17 protein-coding genes are annotated in these 17089 nt (G+C 70.3%); 6 read left to right on the top strand and 11 right to left on the bottom strand.

Features of this window, described 5'->3' with window-relative positions; genetic code table 11:
- The first annotated feature begins 13 nt into the window (after positions 1–13).
- The 4 genes from ACP96_RS06780 to ACP96_RS06765 all read left to right on the top strand — a co-directional run bounded on the left by ACP96_RS06780 (position 14) and on the right by ACP96_RS06765 (position 3424).
- The gene (locus ACP96_RS06780; RefSeq protein WP_050032757.1) at positions 14–433 is read left to right on the top strand and encodes a cobalamin B12-binding domain-containing protein; all 420 of its coding nucleotides are present in this window, start codon (positions 14–16) and stop codon (positions 431–433) included.
- Complete coding sequence (gene meaB, locus ACP96_RS06775; RefSeq protein WP_050032756.1) at positions 434–1552, top strand: methylmalonyl Co-A mutase-associated GTPase MeaB; 1119 nt, start codon at positions 434–436, stop codon at positions 1550–1552.
- A gap of 69 nt (positions 1553–1621) precedes the next feature.
- Entirely contained in the window at positions 1622–2578 is a 957-nt protein-coding gene (locus ACP96_RS06770; RefSeq protein ID WP_050032755.1) for an alpha/beta fold hydrolase, read from the top strand.
- A 66-nt stretch (positions 2579–2644) separates the two neighbouring features.
- On the top strand, positions 2645–3424 hold the full coding sequence (locus ACP96_RS06765) for a response regulator (RefSeq protein ID WP_050032754.1): 780 nt from the start codon (positions 2645–2647) through the stop codon (positions 3422–3424).
- A gap of 10 nt (positions 3425–3434) precedes the next feature.
- On the opposite strand, the gene ACP96_RS06760 is transcribed toward ACP96_RS06765, so the two are convergent.
- The 5 genes from ACP96_RS06760 to ACP96_RS06740 form a co-directional block, all read right to left on the bottom strand.
- Positions 3435–3953, bottom strand: a complete 519-nt coding sequence (locus tag ACP96_RS06760) for a DUF4442 domain-containing protein (RefSeq protein ID WP_050032753.1) — start codon at positions 3951–3953, stop codon at positions 3435–3437.
- A gap of 322 nt (positions 3954–4275) precedes the next feature.
- A complete protein-coding gene (locus tag ACP96_RS06755; protein ID WP_050032752.1) occupies positions 4276–5190 on the bottom strand; it encodes an aminotransferase class IV in 915 nt (304 codons plus the stop codon).
- Positions 5183–5821: an anthranilate synthase component II gene (locus tag ACP96_RS06750; RefSeq protein WP_050026569.1), complete on the bottom strand. Its 639-nt coding sequence runs from the start codon at positions 5819–5821 to the stop codon at positions 5183–5185. The genes ACP96_RS06755 and ACP96_RS06750 overlap by 8 nt, the downstream gene beginning before the upstream one ends.
- Complete coding sequence (locus ACP96_RS06745; protein ID WP_050032751.1) at positions 5814–7532, bottom strand: anthranilate synthase component I family protein; 1719 nt, start codon at positions 7530–7532, stop codon at positions 5814–5816. The genes ACP96_RS06750 and ACP96_RS06745 overlap by 8 nt, the downstream gene beginning before the upstream one ends.
- Positions 7533–7603: 71 nt before the next feature.
- Positions 7604–8164, bottom strand: a complete 561-nt coding sequence (locus tag ACP96_RS06740) for a helix-hairpin-helix domain-containing protein (protein WP_050032750.1) — start codon at positions 8162–8164, stop codon at positions 7604–7606.
- Positions 8165–8304: 140 nt separating this feature from the next.
- On the opposite strand from ACP96_RS06740, the gene ACP96_RS06735 reads away from it, so the two are divergent.
- Positions 8305–8763: a hypothetical protein gene (locus tag ACP96_RS06735; protein WP_050026573.1), complete on the top strand. Its 459-nt coding sequence runs from the start codon at positions 8305–8307 to the stop codon at positions 8761–8763.
- Positions 8764–8808: 45 nt separating this feature from the next.
- On the opposite strand, the gene ACP96_RS06730 is transcribed toward ACP96_RS06735, so the two are convergent.
- The 3 genes from ACP96_RS06730 to sppA all read right to left on the bottom strand — a co-directional run bounded on the left by ACP96_RS06730 (position 8809) and on the right by sppA (position 11870).
- Positions 8809–9633, bottom strand: a complete 825-nt coding sequence (locus tag ACP96_RS06730; protein ID WP_050032749.1) for a shikimate dehydrogenase — start codon at positions 9631–9633, stop codon at positions 8809–8811.
- 70 nt (positions 9634–9703) lie between these two features.
- Positions 9704–10831, bottom strand: a complete 1128-nt coding sequence (locus tag ACP96_RS06725; protein WP_050024598.1) for a DUF373 family protein — start codon at positions 10829–10831, stop codon at positions 9704–9706.
- Between the two features lie 103 nt (positions 10832–10934).
- Positions 10935–11870, bottom strand: a complete 936-nt coding sequence (gene sppA / locus ACP96_RS06720) for a signal peptide peptidase SppA (protein WP_050032748.1) — start codon at positions 11868–11870, stop codon at positions 10935–10937.
- Positions 11871–12043: 173 nt separating this feature from the next.
- Here sppA and ACP96_RS06715 point away from each other — a divergent pair, with 173 nt between their 5' ends.
- The gene (locus ACP96_RS06715; protein ID WP_050032747.1) at positions 12044–13558 is read left to right on the top strand and encodes a uracil-xanthine permease family protein; all 1515 of its coding nucleotides are present in this window, start codon (positions 12044–12046) and stop codon (positions 13556–13558) included.
- 118 nt (positions 13559–13676) lie between these two features.
- Here the strand turns inward: ACP96_RS06715 and ACP96_RS06710 are convergent, their stop codons facing one another.
- From ACP96_RS06710 to ACP96_RS06700, 3 genes are all read right to left on the bottom strand, one after another.
- Positions 13677–14600: a coiled-coil protein gene (locus ACP96_RS06710; protein WP_050024597.1), complete on the bottom strand. Its 924-nt coding sequence runs from the start codon at positions 14598–14600 to the stop codon at positions 13677–13679.
- A gap of 292 nt (positions 14601–14892) precedes the next feature.
- Complete coding sequence (locus ACP96_RS06705; RefSeq protein ID WP_050032746.1) at positions 14893–15621, bottom strand: dihydrofolate reductase family protein; 729 nt, start codon at positions 15619–15621, stop codon at positions 14893–14895.
- 65 nt (positions 15622–15686) lie between these two features.
- A complete protein-coding gene (locus ACP96_RS06700; RefSeq protein WP_050032745.1) occupies positions 15687–16931 on the bottom strand; it encodes an MFS transporter in 1245 nt (414 codons plus the stop codon).
- Between the last annotated feature and the right edge of the window lie 158 nt (positions 16932–17089).

Raw genomic sequence — 17089 nt, 5'->3', positions numbered from 1 at the left:
CCGAGAGTCGGGCATGAGCGCCGAACAGGAGACGCGAGCCGTCCGCTGTCTGGTCGCGAAGGTCGGGCTCGACGGCCACGACCGGGGCGCACACGTGATCGCGCGGGCGTTCCGGGACGCCGGGTTCGAGGTCGTCTACTCCGGGCTCCACCGCGCGCCCGAGGAGATCGTGCAGGCGGCGGTCCAAGAGGACGTGGACGTGCTGGGCATCTCGATCCTCTCGGGAGCCCACAACACGCTCGTCCCGAAGGTGATCGAGGGGCTCAAAGAGTACGACGCGTTCGAAGACACCCTGATCCTCGTCGGCGGGATCATCCCCGACGACGACGAGACGAAGCTCAAGGAGCTGGGCGTCGCCGAGGTGTTCGGCCCCGGAACACCGATGGAGGAGACGATCGAGTTCATCCGGAACAACCTCCCGGAGCGCGCGTAGATGGGCGGGACGGACGCACCCGCGCTCGGCGACGGCGACGCCGCGCTCGTCGAGGACCTCCTCGACGGGAGCCACCGGGCCCTCGCCCGCGTCATCACCCGCATCGAGAACCGCGCGGCCGGCTACCGCGGGATCGTCGCCGCCCTCCACGAGCACACCGGCGGCGCCGACGTGATCGGGATCACCGGGGCGCCCGGCGCCGGGAAGTCGACGCTCGTCGACAAGCTCGCGGCCGCCTACCGCGACCGCGGCGACACCGTCGGCGTCGTCGCCGTCGACCCCTCCTCGCCGTACACCGGCGGCGCGGTGCTCGGCGACCGGATCCGGATGGCGTCGAACGTCGGCGACATGGACGTGTTCTTCAGGTCGATGAGCGCGCGCGGCCAACTCGGCGGGCTCTCGATGGCGACCGCGGACGCCGTGAAGGCGCTCGACGCCTTCGGGAAGGACGTCGTCATCATCGAGACGGTCGGCGCCGGGCAGAACGAGGTCGACGTGGTCCGCACCGCCGACACCGTCGCGGTGCTGGTCCAGCCCGGCTCCGGCGACGACGTGCAGACGCTGAAAGCGGGAATATTGGAGATCGGCGACGTGTTCGTCGTCAACAAGGCCGACATGGACGGCGCGGAGCGCACCCTCGCCGAGCTAGAGGAGATGGTCCACCGACGCGAGAGTCCGACGAAGGGGCTCGGCGGGGGACACCACGGGTTCGAAGTCCCGGACCACCCGGACGGCGGAAACGACGAGACCGCGGGCGACGCGGAGGGAGACGACGGCGACGGGGACGACGAAGGTGAACCCGAGTGGATTCCCGAAGTGGTCCGAACCGTCGCGAACACCGGCGAGGGCGTCGCGGAGCTTATCGAGACGTTCGACGCGCACGCGACTCACCTCCGCGAGTCGGGCGCGATCGAGGCGACGAAGCGCCGGCGCTACGCCGAGGAGATCCGCACGCTGGTCCGCTCGGACGTGGGCGCGCTCGCGACTGCGGAGATCGAGCGGCGGGGCGGGATCGACGCGCTCGCCGACTCGGTCCGGCGGCGGGAGACGGACCCGTACAGCCTCGCCGCGGAGATCGTCGATCCGATCGCGGAGTGCGTCGACGACGGTGAACCGTGACGCGGTACGGTCGATCCGACCGTTCGCGCTCCCACGAGGTATAAGTCGCCAGCGGACCAACAGGTTTCCATGAAGCTCAGGAACCTCGCCGGGACCGCCCTCCTCGGCGTCGGCGCGATCGCCGCGCTCAACACGGGCCTCCGATACGAAGGGGAGTTAGAGTCGCCGCTCGACGGCGACGACGGCACGTTCCGCTGGCGCGGGATGGACGTGGCCTACACCGAGGCGGGCGACCCCGACGACCCCGACCTCGTCTGCCTCCACGGCGTCAACGCCGCCGGCTCCGCAGGCGAGTGGCGCGAGGTGTTCGACGATCTGGCCGCGGAGCACCACGTCGTCGCCCCGGACCTGCCGGGTTTCGGGCGATCCGACCGCCCGCCGCTGCGCTACTCCGCGGCGCTGTACGAGGACTTCGTCCGCGACTTCCTCGCCGACTTCGAGAAGCCCGCCGTCGTCGCCTCGTCGCTCTCGGCGGCGTACGCGGCCGCCGCGGTCGACGTCGATGAATCGACGGCTGACGGCGTCGATATCCGGGGATTCGTCGGCGTCTGTCCGACGACCGTCGCCGGGCCGAGCCCGCCGAAGTCGTGGCTGCGCGAGCTGATTCGGGCGCCGCTCGTCGGCGACGCGCTGTTCAACGTGATCGCCTCGAAGCCGTCGATCCGGTACTTCAACGCCGACCACGGCTACGACGACCCGACGAACCCGAGCGACGAGTGGACCGACTACGAGTGGCGGACGGCCCACGCCGAGAACGCGCGGTTCGCGCCCGCGTCGTTCGTCTCCGGGTACCTCAACAGCGACCTCGACCTCGCGGCGGCGTTCGCCGAGATGGAGACGGCGCCGACGATCATCTGGGGCCGCGAGGCAGAGGTGAGCCCCCTCTCCGACGGGCGAGACCTTGCCGACGCGTCCGGCGCCCGCCTCGTCGTCTTCGACCGCGCCAAGCTGCTGCCGCACGTCGAACACCCGGAGCGGTTCGTCGAGACCGTCGAGGAGTCTCTCGTCGCGGCCGCGACCGCGTGACCGGTCGGTATCAGTTCTGAGCATCGGGAGGGAAACGGTATATCCGGCCGGTGCCGAGCGGTGGGTATGACGGACGCACCGCTTCGAGTGCTCTGCGTCGACGACGAGCCGGGCCTCGCCGAGCTCGTCGCGGCGTACCTCGAACGCGACGACGAGATCGACTGCGAGACCGCCGTGGAGACGGACCCCGAGGCCGCCCTCGAACGGCTCGAACGCGAATCGTTCGACTGCGTAGTCAGCGACTACGACATGCCCGGCCGGACGGGCGTCGAACTGCTCTCCGACGCCAGAGAGCACAATCCGGACCTGCCCTTCCTCCTTTTTTCCGCGACGGATCCGGACACGATCGCAGCCGAAATGATCCGCGCGGGCGTGAGCGACTACGTCACGAAGCGCGGCGGCGCCGACGGCTACACCGCGCTGTTGCGCCGGGTCGAACACGCGATCGAAGGCGCCAGCGGGCGGTTCGGGTCGGAGCCGAACCGGGAGTCGGAAAGCGGCCCGACCAGTGAGGTCGTGCTGGACGGGATCTGTACCGTGGCGCCCGACGGCACGTTCGAGTTCGTGGGCGAGGAGTACGGCGACCTGTACGGCTACGACTCCGACGAACTCGTCGGGGAGCGCTGGCAGCGGCTCCACCCGACCGAGGAGGTCGAGCACATCCGTACCCACATCATCCCGGCGGTCATGGACGGCGAGCGGTGGACCGGGACGAGCACCGGGCTCCGCGCGGACGGGTCCACCTTCGCGGAGTCGAAGATGGTGACGACCACGAGCGACGACCGGCTCGTCATCTCCGTCTCGGAGTTCGAGGAGGTCGCGTCGGGGGCGCAGGCGGGCGACTGAGCGATCTCCGTCACTCGTCGCGGCGAACGTACAGCGTCTTCTCGCAGGCCGCGTGGACCGTCCCCGCTTCGTCGACCAGCGAGACGAGGTAGTCGCGGTCGGTCGACTCGCCGGGACCCAGTTTCTCGCGGAGCGCCTCGATGTCGTCGTCCGAGAGCGCGAACTCCGCGTACAGCGTGTCACGGCCGGGTTCGAGGAACTCGATCGCGGCCGACTTGTCCCAGACGGTGAAGCCGTCGCCGAGGATCCGCCTGAGAATCGTCATGTAGACCGGGTCGATCGCGCCGTAGAGGCTCCCGCCGAAGATGGTGCCGACCGCGTTGCGCGTCCGCCAGTTAAACGGGACCCGGATCCGGACGTACCGCCAGTCCGCACCGATGTGATCGACCCGGGCACCGGTGCCGCGGTAGGCGGGCAGGAGGTTGAACCCGCGGCGCCACAGCCGGGTGCGGAGGCTCTCCGCCGGCGGGTCCTCACGGAGCGGGCGCGGGTCGGGGTCGCGGTCGACGTCGGTGGGGGAGTCGGTCACGTCGACAGGAGGCGGCGCAGCGGGCAAACCCGTGTCGGAACGGGCGACAACGCGCGGGCGGTTGTCTTGGTCGGCTGCCTACTTTCAGCGACTGCGGTGGCGCGAGCGGCCGGTCCTTCGAGGTTGTTCTTCGCTGTGTTCTCCGGGACGACGATCACCGACGAACGTCGTCGTCAGTCGGCAATACCCGGCCGCTCCGAATCCGGCCGCTGCCGCACCGTCGAGAGGGTGACCCGCCGCTGCAGGGACATGGCCGACCCCACGCGTCACTGATACGCAGGCCTTTGGCAACCCGCGTCCGCGACGAACACTCCGCAATTCCCTATGACCGCTCGCCGCCGTAGTACCGCTCCTCCACGCGCCGATCGAAGAGTCGCGAGAGCAGCGCGGTCAGCGGTCCCTCGACGCCCTCACCGTCTCCGCCCACGTCCAGCCCGTCCACCGTCGCGACAGGTCGGATCTCCCACGTCGAGTTGGTGAGGAAGACCTCGTCGGCCTCGCGCACCGCGTCGGGCGCGTACGTCCCTTCCTCGACCGGAATCCCCTCCTCCTCCGCGATCTCGATCACGGCTCGCCGCGTCACGCCGGGGAGGATCGGCCCGTCGAGCGAGGGCGTCTTGAGGGCGGTGCCGTCGGCGAAGAAGAGGTTTGAGGTCGCTCCCTCGGCGACGTTACCATCAGTATCGAGCATGAGCGCCTCGTCGGCGCCGGTCACGCGCAGCTCCAGTCGCGCGAGGATCCCGTTGAGGTAGTTGTGCGTCTTCGCGTCGGCCGGGAGCGCCCGTGAGGCGGGCTTTCGGGTCTTCGTCGTCTGGAGCACAGCGGGGCCGCCGTGGACCGATTCCGAGTCGACGCCGCCCCGAGGGAGCGGCTTCGCGATCACGACGACGGTGGGATCGACCTCGGGTTTCGGGTCGAGCGTCCCGGGCTGGACCCCGCGAGTGATGGAGAGTTTCACGTACGCGTCTGCGAAGTCGTTCGCGGCGAGCGTCTCGTCGATCCGGGCCTTCAGGTCCGAGTCCGCGAGCCCGTGGTCGAGCCCGAGCGTCTCGCAGGTGTCCGCGAGCCGCGCCGCGTGATCGTCCCACCGGAAGGCCTCGCCCCCGTACGCGCGCAGCGTCTCGAAGGCGGCGTCCCCGTAGGCGAACCCGCGGTCCTCGACGGAGACGGTCGCCTCGCTCGCGGGCACGATCTCGCCGTCGACGTGGTAGCGGCGTTCTTGAGAATCCTCACTCATCCTCACACACCTCTACGAAGTTCCGCACCATCGCCTTCCCCCGCGGCGTCAGGATGCTCTCGGGGTGGAACTGCACGCCGACGTGGGGCTTGTCGCGGTGACGCACGCCCATCACGACCCCGCGCTCGTCCTCGGTGCGCGCGGTCTCGACCAGCTCGTCGGGGAGATCCTCGCGTTCGACGCACAGCGAGTGGTACCGCCCGACGCGGAGGCGGTCGGGGAGCCCGGCGAACACGCCCGCGCCGTCGTGAGCGATCGTCGAGGGCTTCCCGTGGACGACCTCCGGGGCGTGGCCCACTCGGCTCCCGCCGCTCGCGCACAGCGCCTGGTGGCCGAGGCAGACGCCGAACACGGGACGTTCGAGTTCGAACGCGTCGATCGAGACGCCCGCCTCCGCGGGGGTACCCGGCCCCGGGGAGACGACGACGCCGTCCGGATCGAGCGCGCGGATCCCCTCGACGTCCACCGCGTCGTTGCGCCGCACCGCAACCGCGCCGGCGACCTCGCCCACGTACTGGACGAGGTTGTACGCGAACGAGTCGTAGTTGTCGACGACGAGGACCCGGGCCTCGGCGTCGCCGGCGCCGGGGCGCCAGCCGGCCCCCGCCGACCGATCGGCGTCGTCAGTCATCCGCGTTCCCCTCCTCGACCGCCATCCCGCCGGCTGCGAGCGCCTCGTCGACCGCGGTCACGAGCGCCCGGGCCTTCGCGAGCGTCTCCTCGTACTCCGCGTCGGGCTCGGAGTCGTGGACGATCCCCGCGCCGACCCGCAGGTGGTACTCGGCCGCCCGTCGGACGAGGGTACGGATGACGATGTTGAGCGTCGCCCGCCCGTCGAAGCCGGCCGCGAGCATCGAGCCGGTGTACGGACCGCGCCGGGTCTTCTCCAGCTCGTCGATGATCTCCATCGTCCGCGGCTTGGGCGCGCCCGTGATCGTCCCGCCGGGGAAACACGCCGCGATCGCGTCCGCGAGCCCCACGTCGGGCCGCGCCTCGCCCTCGATCAAGCTCACGAGGTGCATCACCTCGCTGTACCGGTCCACGCGGCGGTACTCCGCCACATCGACCGAACCGAACCGCGAGACCTTCCCGAGGTCGTTGCGCTCCAGGTCGACGAGCATCGCGTGTTCGGCGCGCTCCTTCGCGTCGCCGGTCAGCTCCGCCTCCATGTCGGCGTCCGCCTCCGGTGTCTCCCCGCGCGGCCGGGTGCCGGCGATGGGTTCCGTGACGAGGCGGTCGCCGGCGTCGTCTCCGTCGCGTTCGCCGACCGCCCCGTCCTCGGCCGGAACCCGCTCCAGCAGCAGCTCCGGGCTCGCGCTCACGAGGTCGACGCCGGACGGGGGGTCGTCGCCCTCGTCCCCGCCGTCCTCGCCTCCTCCGTCCTCGCCTTCCCCATCCCTCCGAGAGAACTCGATCAGCCCCGAGTACGGCGCCGGGTTCACCGCCCGGAGCGCGTCGTACGCCTCGACGGGATGGACCGCGGCCGGGGCGCGCAGCCGCTGAGAGACGTTCGCCTGAAAGGTGTCGCCGTCGCGGACGTGCTCCTTCACCCGACGGACGGCCTCGGCGTAGCCCTCACGGCCGGCGTCGCTCTCGAAGGTCGCCGTCGACGCGTCCGGATCGGGGGCCGGCCCGACCGCGGGATCGCCCGACTCGATCCGATCGATCAAGTCGCTCGCGCGCGACGCTCCCTCGTCGAACAGCGCGTCGAGCGCGTCGCGGTCGCCGTCCGGGTCGTCGAGTCCCTCTGGAACGCGCGGGCAGGCCGTCACGCGGAGGGTGAGCGTGGCGTCGGCGGAGTCGGCGGCGTCGCCGTCGTCCGCAAAAGCCGGACACTCCCACGCCGCCACGCGGTCGAAGACGCCGACCCGGAGCCGCGGGAGCCCCCGGTCGTCGACCGCGCCGAGACCCGCCGGTGCCGGCTCCGGGAACGACTCCAGCTCCCGGGCGGCGTCGTACGAGAGCCACCCGAACGCGCCGCACGGATAGGGAACCTCACAGTCGCCGCGCGCGAGGGCTTCGCCTTCGATCAGCCCCTCCAGCGCTGAGAGGGTGGGGCTCGGGCGACGGTAATCGCCGGTGGCCTCCTCTCCCGCCGACGCGATCACCGCCTCCCCGGAGACGGTGAGTCGCTCGACCGGGTCGACGCCGAAGTACCCCCAGCCGGACTGACCGCCGGTGGTCTCGTAGAGGAACCCGCCGGGGCCGTCGCGGGCGCGTCGGTAGGCCGCGAAGGGGTCGTCGACGGCGACCCGGCGTTCGACCGGGACTCGGGCCCCCGCGGGCGCCGCGGCGGCGACCTCGCGGAACCGGTCCCGGTCGGTGTGTACCGATCGCTGCATGCCTCTCGGTTCGGCGGGGCCGACGAAACAGTTGCGGTCGGCGACCTCGGAACCGGTCGCAGTCGGCGGAGTCAGAACTCCTCGGCGCGATCGATCCACGTCGCCGCCCGCTTCTCGCCCACGCTCGCCCCCTCGGCGACGGCCTCGGCGTCGGCAGCCGCCAGATCCGCGACAGTCTCGATCCCGATCTCGGCGAGCCGCTCCGCGTAGGCCGGCCCGATGCCCTTGAGCTCGTCGACCGCGACGCCCACCACGTCCTCATCCGCGCTCGCTTCGTCTTCATCAGCGTCCGCCTCGTCGTCATCTGCCCCCGCCACAGCCTCGTCCGCGCCCGTCTCGGCGTCGTCGTCCGCCATCTCCTCGTGGGCCATTCCCGCGGCCTCCGCCGGCTCGGCCGCCTCGGCCGGATCCTCGGCGGCGCCCTCCTCGTCGACCAGCGATTCGGTCGAGGCGGCCGCCTCCGTCTCCGCGGCGACCGGTTCGTCGGCGTCGTCCGTCGATTCTGGTCCCGGTTCCGCCTCCGATTCCGACTCCGGTTCGTGCTCGACGGTCACTTCCGGGTCCGTCTCCTCGCGTTCCGCCGGACCGCTCCCGAACCCGAGCTTCTCTTTGAGCTTCTGCAGTAGGGCCATCGACGGCAGGTACGAACGTCGGATATTTAAAAGCCGTCGCCACCGGGACGGATCGCCACGTTCAGTCGGCGTCGACCCTCCTCAGCACCCGCCGACCGCGTCTCGCCGGTTTATAAGGATCGCCGGCGCGTACGGACGGTATGGACGCTCTCAACCCGGTGATGTGGTCGGTCCACGTCGCCTTCGCGGTACTGTGGACCGGCAGCGTGTTGTTCGTCGCACTGGCCGTGCTTCCGCCCGCGCTCCGCGGCGACATCGACGGCGGCGCGCTCGGCTCGATCGTCGGCCGCCTCCGGTGGATCAGTCGGATCGCCGCGCTCGCGTTCATCGCCACCGGCGGCCACATGGCGGGCACGCTCTACACGTTCGAGTCGCTCACCGGGAGCGCCCGCGGGTACCTCGTGGTGACGATGATCGCGCTGTGGTTCCTGATTACCGGCCTCGTCGAGGTCGGCAGCGGGAAGATCATCGACGGCGTCGACGCCGGGAAGCTCCGCGAGCCCGCCCGCGACGCGAAGCCGTTCCTCTACGGCGCCGCCGGGCTCTCCGTCGCGCTCGTCGTCGCGGCCGGCCTGCTCGCGAGCCCGACGCTGTTCTGAGGCGGTCGCGGATCGAGTCCGTTTTTTTGACTCCTCGCTCTCGCCTCACTCCAGCTCCGCCCGCAGCGCCGCGTTCATCGCCTCAACCGGCGCGTCGGCGCCGGTCCAGATTTCGAACGCCTCGACGCCCTGAAACAGCAGCATCCACGCCCCGTCGATCGTCGTCGCGCCCGCGTCGGCCGCCTCCCGCAGGAGCCGGGTCTCGATCGGCGCGTACACCGCGTCGAGCACGGCGAGGTCGCCGTGGAGGTGCTCGGCGGGAACCGGGGTCGCGTCGGGCTCGTCCATTCCCACGCTGGTCGCGTTGACCAGCACGTCGGCGCCGGCGACCCGATCGCCGAGATCGTCGATCCCCCCGCCGGTCGCGTCGGGGACCGCCTCGGCCAGTTCGACCGCCCGCTCCGCGGTGCGGTTCGCGACGTGGACCGCCGCGCCCGCGTCGGCCAGCGCGAACGCGGCCGCCCGTCCCGCGCCGCCCGCCCCGACGACGACCGCGTCCCGGTCGTCCAGCTCGACGCCGTGATGAGAAAACGCGCGTTTCACGCCCGCCGCGTCGGTGTTGTGCCCCCGAGGGCGGTCGGCGTCGCCGTCGCGGATTGGGCCGAAATCGACGGTGTTGACCGCGCCGATCCGCTCGGCGAGGGGGGCGGGGTCGACCGCCGCCAGCACGTCTTGCTTGAACGGGACCGTGACGTTGAGCCCGGCGACCCCGAGCGCGCCGGCCCCCTCGATCGCCGCGGCGGCGTCGTCGGGGGCCGGCTCGAACGTCACGTAGCGCGCGTCGATCCCGAGCGTCCCGTAGCCGGCCTCGTGCATCGGCGGCGACAGCGAGTGGCCCACCGGGTTCCCGATCAGTCCGTAAACCTGCATGGCGAGTCACGCGCTCGCGATCGACAAAAGGGACGTGGTCGACGTGGGGAGACCACGGAAATACGGCGCCTCACTCCCCGTCGGTCTCCCGCTCTGCGTCGATCACGTCCTCCAGCGTCTCCGTCCCCACGTCGCTCGCGAGCTTGACGCCCACGAGCGAGACCACGATGCCGCCGACGATGAACGCCGCGAGCTGCTGGACCGGGGTGACCGCGACGGCACCCATCTCGAACGGTTCGTGGATCGCCTCCTGCGCGAGGAAGTAGCCGGCGAACCCGCGGACGACGAGAGCGACCGCGGCGATGACGAACGGGAGGTTGAGGTACGGCGTCCGGATCCCCTCGTCGCGGATCAGCTCGTCGAGCAGCCGCCCGACCGCCGCGGTCACGCCCGCGACCGCGAACCACGGGACGGCGGCGTAGACGAACTCGACCGCCTCAACCAGCTCCGGTGCTTCCCCGAGGTCCGACGCGGAGAGCACGCCGAAGAAGCCACCGACCAGCGCGAGTCCGCCGGCGACGACGTAGGTCACGATCGACACCTGCCCGGCGTACAGCGCCTCGCGGACCCGCTCGGGCATCCCCGCGACGAACCGGTCGATCGCGAGGCCCTTGTACAGGAGCGCGGCCCCGAGCAGCCCGGCGACGCCCGCGACCGCCTCGCCGGCGGAGAACCAGGCGAACAGCGCGGGCACCAGCAGCAGCGCGATCCCGAACGGGACGAGAATCGTCGACCGGAGCTGCTCGTCGGCGAGGAACTGCTTGAGCAGGTAGTAGGTCGACTCGATGTCGCGGGCCTGCCGAACGACGACGCGGTCGACCGAGTCGACTGGCATCCGCGACTCGACGATCGGGAGCACCTGCTCGTCCTCCGCGGAGTCGACGACGACGATCGCGGCCCGCGGGTCGTACCGATCGACGAGGTCGTCGAGCTGTGCGGCGATCGAGCGGTCGGCGCCGACCGCGGTGTCACTCTCGGCCGAGACGACCGCGACGACCGCCTCCTCGCGCTCGTCGCGGAGGTCGCGGGCGACCCGCAGCGATTCGAGCAGACAGTTGACGCTGGCGTCCTCCGGGTCGCTCAGCCCGGCGTCCGTGACGAGCGAGCGGACCGCCTCCCAGCCGGCGACCGGCATCGGGACGTTGGTGGCTCGTCCGATCGCCCCGGAGCGGTCGATGCAGATGACCAGCGTCGTCACGTTCCGACTCTCGATCCGCCCAGATAAAAAGCTCCCCGTCGCCGCGGGATCGGCGCGCCCAGGATGGGGGCCGCCGACCGCCCCGGCGACCCGTCAGCCCTACCTACCGAAGCTCGACGTCCACGTCGCCGCCCTCGCTCGTGAAGGCGCTCGCGACGCCGTTTCCGGCCGCGAACGCGACGCGCTCCGCGCCGATGCCGAGCCGCTCCGCGATCCCCCGCTCGGGCGTGAACTCGCGGATCTCGGGCTCCGCGCCGATCAGCGCTTCGAGCCGGTCTTCCACGTCGTCCTCGGTCCCTAGCTCGTCGACGAGGCCGATCTCCGCGGCGTCGCTGCCGAGATAGACCCGCGCCTCGGTCTCCCGGATCGCCTCCGGGTCCATGTCCCGACCCTCGCTGACGGTCTCGACGAACTGCTCGTAGTAGCCGTCGATGATCCCCTGGAGGTACTCGCGCTCGTCCTCCTCGATCTCCCGCAGGGGGACGCCGGCGTCCTTGTACTCGCCGGCGGTGAACTGCTCGTAGGAAATCCCGAGCTTGTCGGCGAGACCGGCCGCGTTCGGGCGGGAGCCGACGACGCCGATCGAGCCGACGAGGCTCGCGTCGCGCGCCCACAGCTCGTCGCAGCCGCTCGCGATCCAGTAGCCGCCGGACGCGCAGGTATCGGTGGCGTACGCGAGGGTGGGGCCGTCGAAGTCGGCCGCCGCGCGCCTGATGTCGTCGCTCGGGAGCACCTCACCGCCCGGGGTGTTGAGCTCGACGACGAGCGCCGCCACGTCCTCGTCCTCGTCGGCCGCCTCGATCTGCTCCACCACGTCGTCCGCGGTCGCCCCGCCCGGTCCCGAGAGCGGGGACGGGCGGCCGCTCTTCCGAGTGATCGGTCCCGAGACCGTCACCTTCGCCGCGTTGTACTCGTCGGCCTCACCGAACCGACCGCGGGTGAGTCGGGCGACGAGCCGCTTGCCGGCCACCGTCGCCGTCGCGCCGATCACCGCAGCCGCGAGAAGGCTCTTCCCGTTCGAGCGGGGGTTGCGTTCCATGCCTCCGGTTAGGCGTGTGGCCGTATATATGCTGTCGGAGACGGACAAGCTGTCGCGAGTCACGTCGCGGACCTACTCATCCGACTCCGAGTTGGGACGTCGCGGGCGGCGTCCGTCCCTCCCGTGCTTCAAAGAGGGAATTTTTGTAGCCCTGTGATGACGAAGCCACAAGGATGGGAGGCAACGACGACGAGGACTCGTTCGTTCAGTACGGTATTGACGACAAACCGCCGTTAGGGAGATCGCTCCTTCTCGGCGTCCAGCACTATCTCACGATGGTGGGCGCGAACATCGCCGTCCCGCTTCTCCTCGCCGGCGCGATGGGAATGCCCGAATCGGTCATCCCGCGTTTCGTCGGCACGTTCTTCGTCGTCTCTGGCATCGCGACCCTCGCGCAGACGACGTTCGGCAATCGCTACCCGATCGTGCAGGGAGCGCCGTTCTCGATGCTCGCGCCCGCACTGGCGGTCATCGGTGTCGTGACGGCGAATCCCCCGGAAGGCATCGTCGCCTGGCGGGCGGCGCTCCTCCAGCTCCAAGGCGCGATCATCGTCGCCGCGCTCGCCGAGGTCGCGATCGGCTATCTCGGACTTGTCGGACGACTGCGAAGATACCTCTCTCCGGTCGTTATCGCGCCCGTCATCGTCCTTATCGGTCTGTCGCTGTTCAACTCGCCGGATATCGCGACAGCCGATCAGAACTGGTGGCTCGTCGGCCTGACGCTGGTCGCGATCGTTCTGTTCTCACAGTACCTCGGAGGGAAGTCGAGGATATTCCAGCTGTTTCCGGTCCTCCTCGGTATCGTCGTCGCGTGGGTAGTCGCCGCCGTCCTCTCGGTCCTCGGTATTTTCGGGCCCGAGGCCCCCGGCTTCGTCGATCTGGCGAGCGTCGCGGCGGCCGAACCGGTCCACCCCATCTACCCGCTTCAGTGGGGGACGCCGAGCGTGACGCCCGCGTTCGTCATCGGAATGCTCGCCGGCGTCGCCGCCTCGATCGTTGAATCCATCGGCGATTACCACGCCGTCGCCCGCCTCTCCGGCATGGGTGCCCCCAGCAGCGAGCGCATGACCCACGGCATCGGGATGGAAGGACTCATGAACGTCTTCTCCGGGGTAATGGGTACCGGCGGGTCGACCTCCTACTCCGAGAACATCGGTGCGATCGGTCTCACCGGCGTGGCCTCGCGCTACGTCGTCCAGATCGGCGCCGCGCTCATGATCGTCGTCGGGTTCGTCGGCTACTTCGGCCAGCTCGTCGCCACCATTCCGGGCCCGATCATCGGCGGACTCTACATCGCGATGTTCGCCCAGATCGCCGGTGTCGGTCTCTCGAATCTCAAGTACGTCGATCTCGACTCGTCGCGCAACATCTTCATTATCGGGATCGCGCTCTTCACCGGGCTGGCCATCCCGGAGTACATGCGGAGCGTCGGGAGCGCGGACGCCCTACAGCAGGGGCTGGCCGAGACCTTCCTGCTTGGTTCCGTCCTCGGCGCCGACGTCGTCGCGAACACCGTCTTCGTCATCGGGTCGACAGGGATGGCCGTCGGGGGACTCGTCGCGTTCGCCCTCGACAACTCGATCGCGGGGACGGCCGCGGAACGCGGGCTCACCGCGTGGGAGGACGCGACCGAAGCGGACGCGGACTTCACGTCCGCGTACGAGCGCTTCTTTCCGCTACGGAAGTGACTCAGACTGACTGATACCGTCCGAAGCGGACCTATTCGGACGACCACTACCCACAGACCCCTGGAGCCGACGCTGGATACCTCGCGAAAGAACCGCAGAAACGTCGCTTCGACCGAACTTACAGCAGGCCGGTCTTCTGGAGCTTCATCAGGTCCTCGGTGTCGAGCGTCTCGCCCTCCTTGAACTTCTGGTAGATCTCCTCGGCCTCCTCCTTCTCTTCCTCGCGCTTCTCGGCGCGCTCGTCCTTGCGCTCTTCCTCCTCTTCCTTGTCGAGCTCGCGCAGGCGCTTCTGGACGCGGACGAAGTCCTCGTGGTGCTGGTCGGCGGCCTCCTGGGCCTCGACGAACAGCTCGTGCATCTCGTCGGCCTCGTCACGGATGTCGTCGGCCTCGCGGTAGGCCTCGATCATCTGGTTGTGGTGCTCCTGGGCCTTGTCGGCGAGCTCCGTCACCTTCTGGTGGTGCTGGGACGCCTCGGAACGAACCTCTTCGGCCTCCTCGACGAGATCGTCGAGCTCGCTCGTGTCGTCGACCTTGTCCTTCTTCTCGGCGAGCTTCTCGCGCTTCTCGTCGATCTTCTCGATGAGCTCGCGCTCGTCTTCGGCGTCGAGGACCTCCGTCTGCTGACGGAACTCCAGGTCCTCGATCTCCTCTTTGAGCTCCTCGATGGACTTGCCGGAGCCGAGCTCCATGTCCTGTTTGAGCTCCTCGACCTCGTCGAACAGCTCGTTGGCCTCGGCGTTGAGCTCGTTGCGGCTGTCCTTGTGCTCCTGGACCTGCTCGTTGAGCTCGTCGCGCTTCTCGCGGTGTTCCTGGGCCTCGTCGACCTTCTCGCGCGTCTTCGCGTTGAGGTCGTCGCGCTTGGAGGCGCGCTCGGAGGCCATCTGGTTCAGCTCGTTGCGTCGGTCTCGCAGCTGACCGGCGCGTTTGATGAGCTGACCCTTCGACCCGTTGTCAAGGTCGTCCTCAGAAAGGTCCACGTTGTCCGCCTCGTCCATCGCCTCGATATCGTACTGTTCGATGACTTCTTCTTTCGTTACCATTTTTTATCTCTCCATCACCGCTCCGGGGATGGCGAGCGCTCGCCGTCGTGCGTCAAGCCGTTCACAAGAGCTCCCGTTCATTTCAGCGTGCGATCCCACCAGCGCCGGAGGCGTTCTGGTACCAGACACTACCATGGGCCGACATATAAAGACTTCGGTGAATCGGGTGTAACCCGGTAGCACGGGCCGTATACTCCCGGATCCGTGATTATCGGTCACACACTGATGGCTACGTCACTGATCGCTACGTATCGGTCGCCCCCGCCCGCGCTCGCTGACCGCACCTCACCGCCTACGACTCCCCGTCCCCGACCTCGTACGAGAGAACGATTCCGTCGTCGAGCCGCTCGGTGCCGACCAGATCGAGCCGCGGGAACGCGTCGGTGAACCCCTCCCCGTCGGCGAGCGTCGGCGCGTCCCGGCCGCCGATCACCATCGACCCCACGTACACGTGGAGTTCGTCGACGGCCTCGGCCGCGAAACACGAGTAGATGACCTCGCCGCCCCCCTCGACCATCAGCCGGTCAATTCCGCGCTCCGCGAGCGCGTCGATCCCCGCTCCGAGGTCGACGTGGCCCTCGTCGGACTCGCCTTCGGCCTCGCTCTCGCTCCCGGTCCCCCCTTTTCCTCCGCCCCCGACCACGACGACCTCGGCGCCGGCGGCCTCCAACGCTTCGCGGCGCTCGGGCGGCGTCGCGGGGGAGACGAGCAGGTAGGTCGTCGCCGCGTCGTCGAGGATCCGGGCGTCGGTCGGCGTCCGCCCGGTCGAGTCGACGACGACGCGGGCGGGGTTGCCCGGGCGCCCGTTCCGGAGGCGCTCGACGCGCCGGTCCTCCTCGTCGAGCGTGAGGTGCGGGTCGTCCGCGATGACGGTCCCGACCCCGACCAACACCGCGTCCGCGGCCGCCCTGACGCGGTCGACTCGGTCGAAGTCCTCCGCCCCCGAGATCCGGAGCTGCTCCCGGCGTCGCGTCGCGAGCTTCCCGTCGACGCTCTGGGCCGCGTTGACGACGACGTGCATACGAGAGTGTCACGCGGACGGGGAATGGTCGTTTCGGTCGCCGGCGAGCCCGCCTCTCCGCCCCGCTACTCGGTGGCCCACAGCCCCGCCGCCACGACCGCGGCCAGCGCGACCGCTCCGGCGAGCAGCCCGAACGCGGGCCGGAACCCGGAGGCGTCGGCGACCGCGCCCACGACCGCGGGCGCGAGCGCGCCGGCGCCCATCAGCAGGGTGCGGACCACGCCGAGCCCGCCCCCGGCCAGCCGGTCGGGGAGCGCCTCGATCAGGTACGCGCCCCGGACTGGGCGGAACCCGTGCGACCCGAGCCCGAAGGCGACGACGAGGGCGCCGAGGACGACCGGTCCCGCCCCAGGTTCTTCCCCCGTCCCGGAGAAGACGACGACGCCGACGAGCGCCGCCGCCGCGAGCGCGAGCGCCGCGACCATCACGGGGAACCGGCCGAGCCGGTCGGAGAGGTCGCCGGAGACGAGCTGGACGAAGGTGACCGCGAACAGCGCGGAGTACAGCAGGTTCGCGCTCGCAATCGACAGTCCGGCCGCCTGCGAGAGGTACAGCGGGAGGAACGCGACGGTCCCGTTGTACGCGAACGAGAAGGCGATCGTCACGAGGACGAACCCTGCGAGCCGTCGGTCCTCGAACAGCGCGAGGTAGTCTCGCGCGCCCGGATCCGGCCCCTCCCGATCCGGGCCGCGGTCGGCGTCGGCCGGGAGCCGACCCGGAACCCGGAGGGAGAAGACCACCGCCAACGCGAGCGCGGCGACGCCCGTGACGACGAACAGGCCGCGCCAGTCCGCGCCCGGGAGCCGCGAGAGGAGCGCGGCGAGCGCGGGCGGCGCGGCGACGAACAGGGTGACCGCCGCGGGCGCGGCCACCCCGCCGAGCGCGCCGAAGGTGTCGTGGGCGCCGAGCGCGCGCCCGGTCCGGACCGGGTACACCCGCGAGAGCAGCCGCACCGCGACCGTCTTGTGCGCGCCCGTCCCCGCGCCGATCACGAGCATCACCGCCGCCAGCACCGCGAAGGAGGTGTCGACGATCAGCGCGAGGGCGCCGACGCCCGCCACGGCCGCGCCCGCCGCGATCACCCGGACCGCGCCGACCCGATCCGCGATCGCCCCGCTCGGAAACTGGAGGAGGGCGTAGACGGCCATGAAGCCCGAGAACGCCGCGCCCACTGCCGCGTTGCTCACGCCGTAGCTCGCCTGTAGGGGCTCGAACAGCGGCGGGAACGCGTACCGCACGAACTTCCCGAGAAACCAGATCAGGGCCGTGAGCACGAGCACGTCGTACTCCCTGATCCGGCCGAGGTTCATCGCCCGTGGATACCTCGGTGACGGTTATAAACGACCGGAACCGCTCGGATGCTGCCGGTCGTCGATCGACTGGGTTCGGGCGATAGCAACGACTTATAAGTCAGAATGCGGTGGCGCGCGCCTCCGAGCGCCCATTGGGCGCGAGGAGCGCCGCGCGA

It is taken from the genome of Halorubrum halophilum, from assembly GCF_000739595.1.
Lineage (GTDB): Archaea > Halobacteriota > Halobacteria > Halobacteriales > Haloferacaceae > Halorubrum > Halorubrum halophilum.
Note: the sequence above shows the minus strand (reverse complement) of the source record. Positions and strands in the feature narration are given on the sequence as shown.

Coding starts and splice junctions, on each gene's coding strand:
- ACP96_RS06740 (WP_050032750.1), bottom strand. CDS start 8,164: ATGGCCCTACTGCAGAAGCTCAAAGAGAAGCTCGGGTTCGGGAGCGGT.
- ACP96_RS06710 (WP_050024597.1), bottom strand. CDS start 14,600: ATGGTAACGAAAGAAGAAGTCATCGAACAGTACGATATCGAGGCGATG.
- ACP96_RS06705 (WP_050032746.1), bottom strand. CDS start 15,621: ATGCACGTCGTCGTCAACGCGGCCCAGAGCGTCGACGGGAAGCTCGCG.
- ACP96_RS06765 (WP_050032754.1), top strand. CDS start 2,645: ATGACGGACGCACCGCTTCGAGTGCTCTGCGTCGACGACGAGCCGGGC.
- ACP96_RS06780 (WP_050032757.1), top strand. CDS start 14: ATGAGCGCCGAACAGGAGACGCGAGCCGTCCGCTGTCTGGTCGCGAAG.
- sppA (WP_050032748.1), bottom strand. CDS start 11,870: ATGGAACGCAACCCCCGCTCGAACGGGAAGAGCCTTCTCGCGGCTGCG.
- ACP96_RS06735 (WP_050026573.1), top strand. CDS start 8,305: ATGGACGCTCTCAACCCGGTGATGTGGTCGGTCCACGTCGCCTTCGCG.
- meaB (WP_050032756.1), top strand. CDS start 434: ATGGGCGGGACGGACGCACCCGCGCTCGGCGACGGCGACGCCGCGCTC.
- ACP96_RS06770 (WP_050032755.1), top strand. CDS start 1,622: ATGAAGCTCAGGAACCTCGCCGGGACCGCCCTCCTCGGCGTCGGCGCG.
- ACP96_RS06730 (WP_050032749.1), bottom strand. CDS start 9,633: ATGCAGGTTTACGGACTGATCGGGAACCCGGTGGGCCACTCGCTGTCG.
- ACP96_RS06700 (WP_050032745.1), bottom strand. CDS start 16,931: ATGAACCTCGGCCGGATCAGGGAGTACGACGTGCTCGTGCTCACGGCC.
- ACP96_RS06755 (WP_050032752.1), bottom strand. CDS start 5,190: ATGAGTGAGGATTCTCAAGAACGCCGCTACCACGTCGACGGCGAGATC.
- ACP96_RS06750 (WP_050026569.1), bottom strand. CDS start 5,821: ATGACTGACGACGCCGATCGGTCGGCGGGGGCCGGCTGGCGCCCCGGC.
- ACP96_RS06715 (WP_050032747.1), top strand. CDS start 12,044: ATGGGAGGCAACGACGACGAGGACTCGTTCGTTCAGTACGGTATTGAC.
- ACP96_RS06745 (WP_050032751.1), bottom strand. CDS start 7,532: ATGCAGCGATCGGTACACACCGACCGGGACCGGTTCCGCGAGGTCGCC.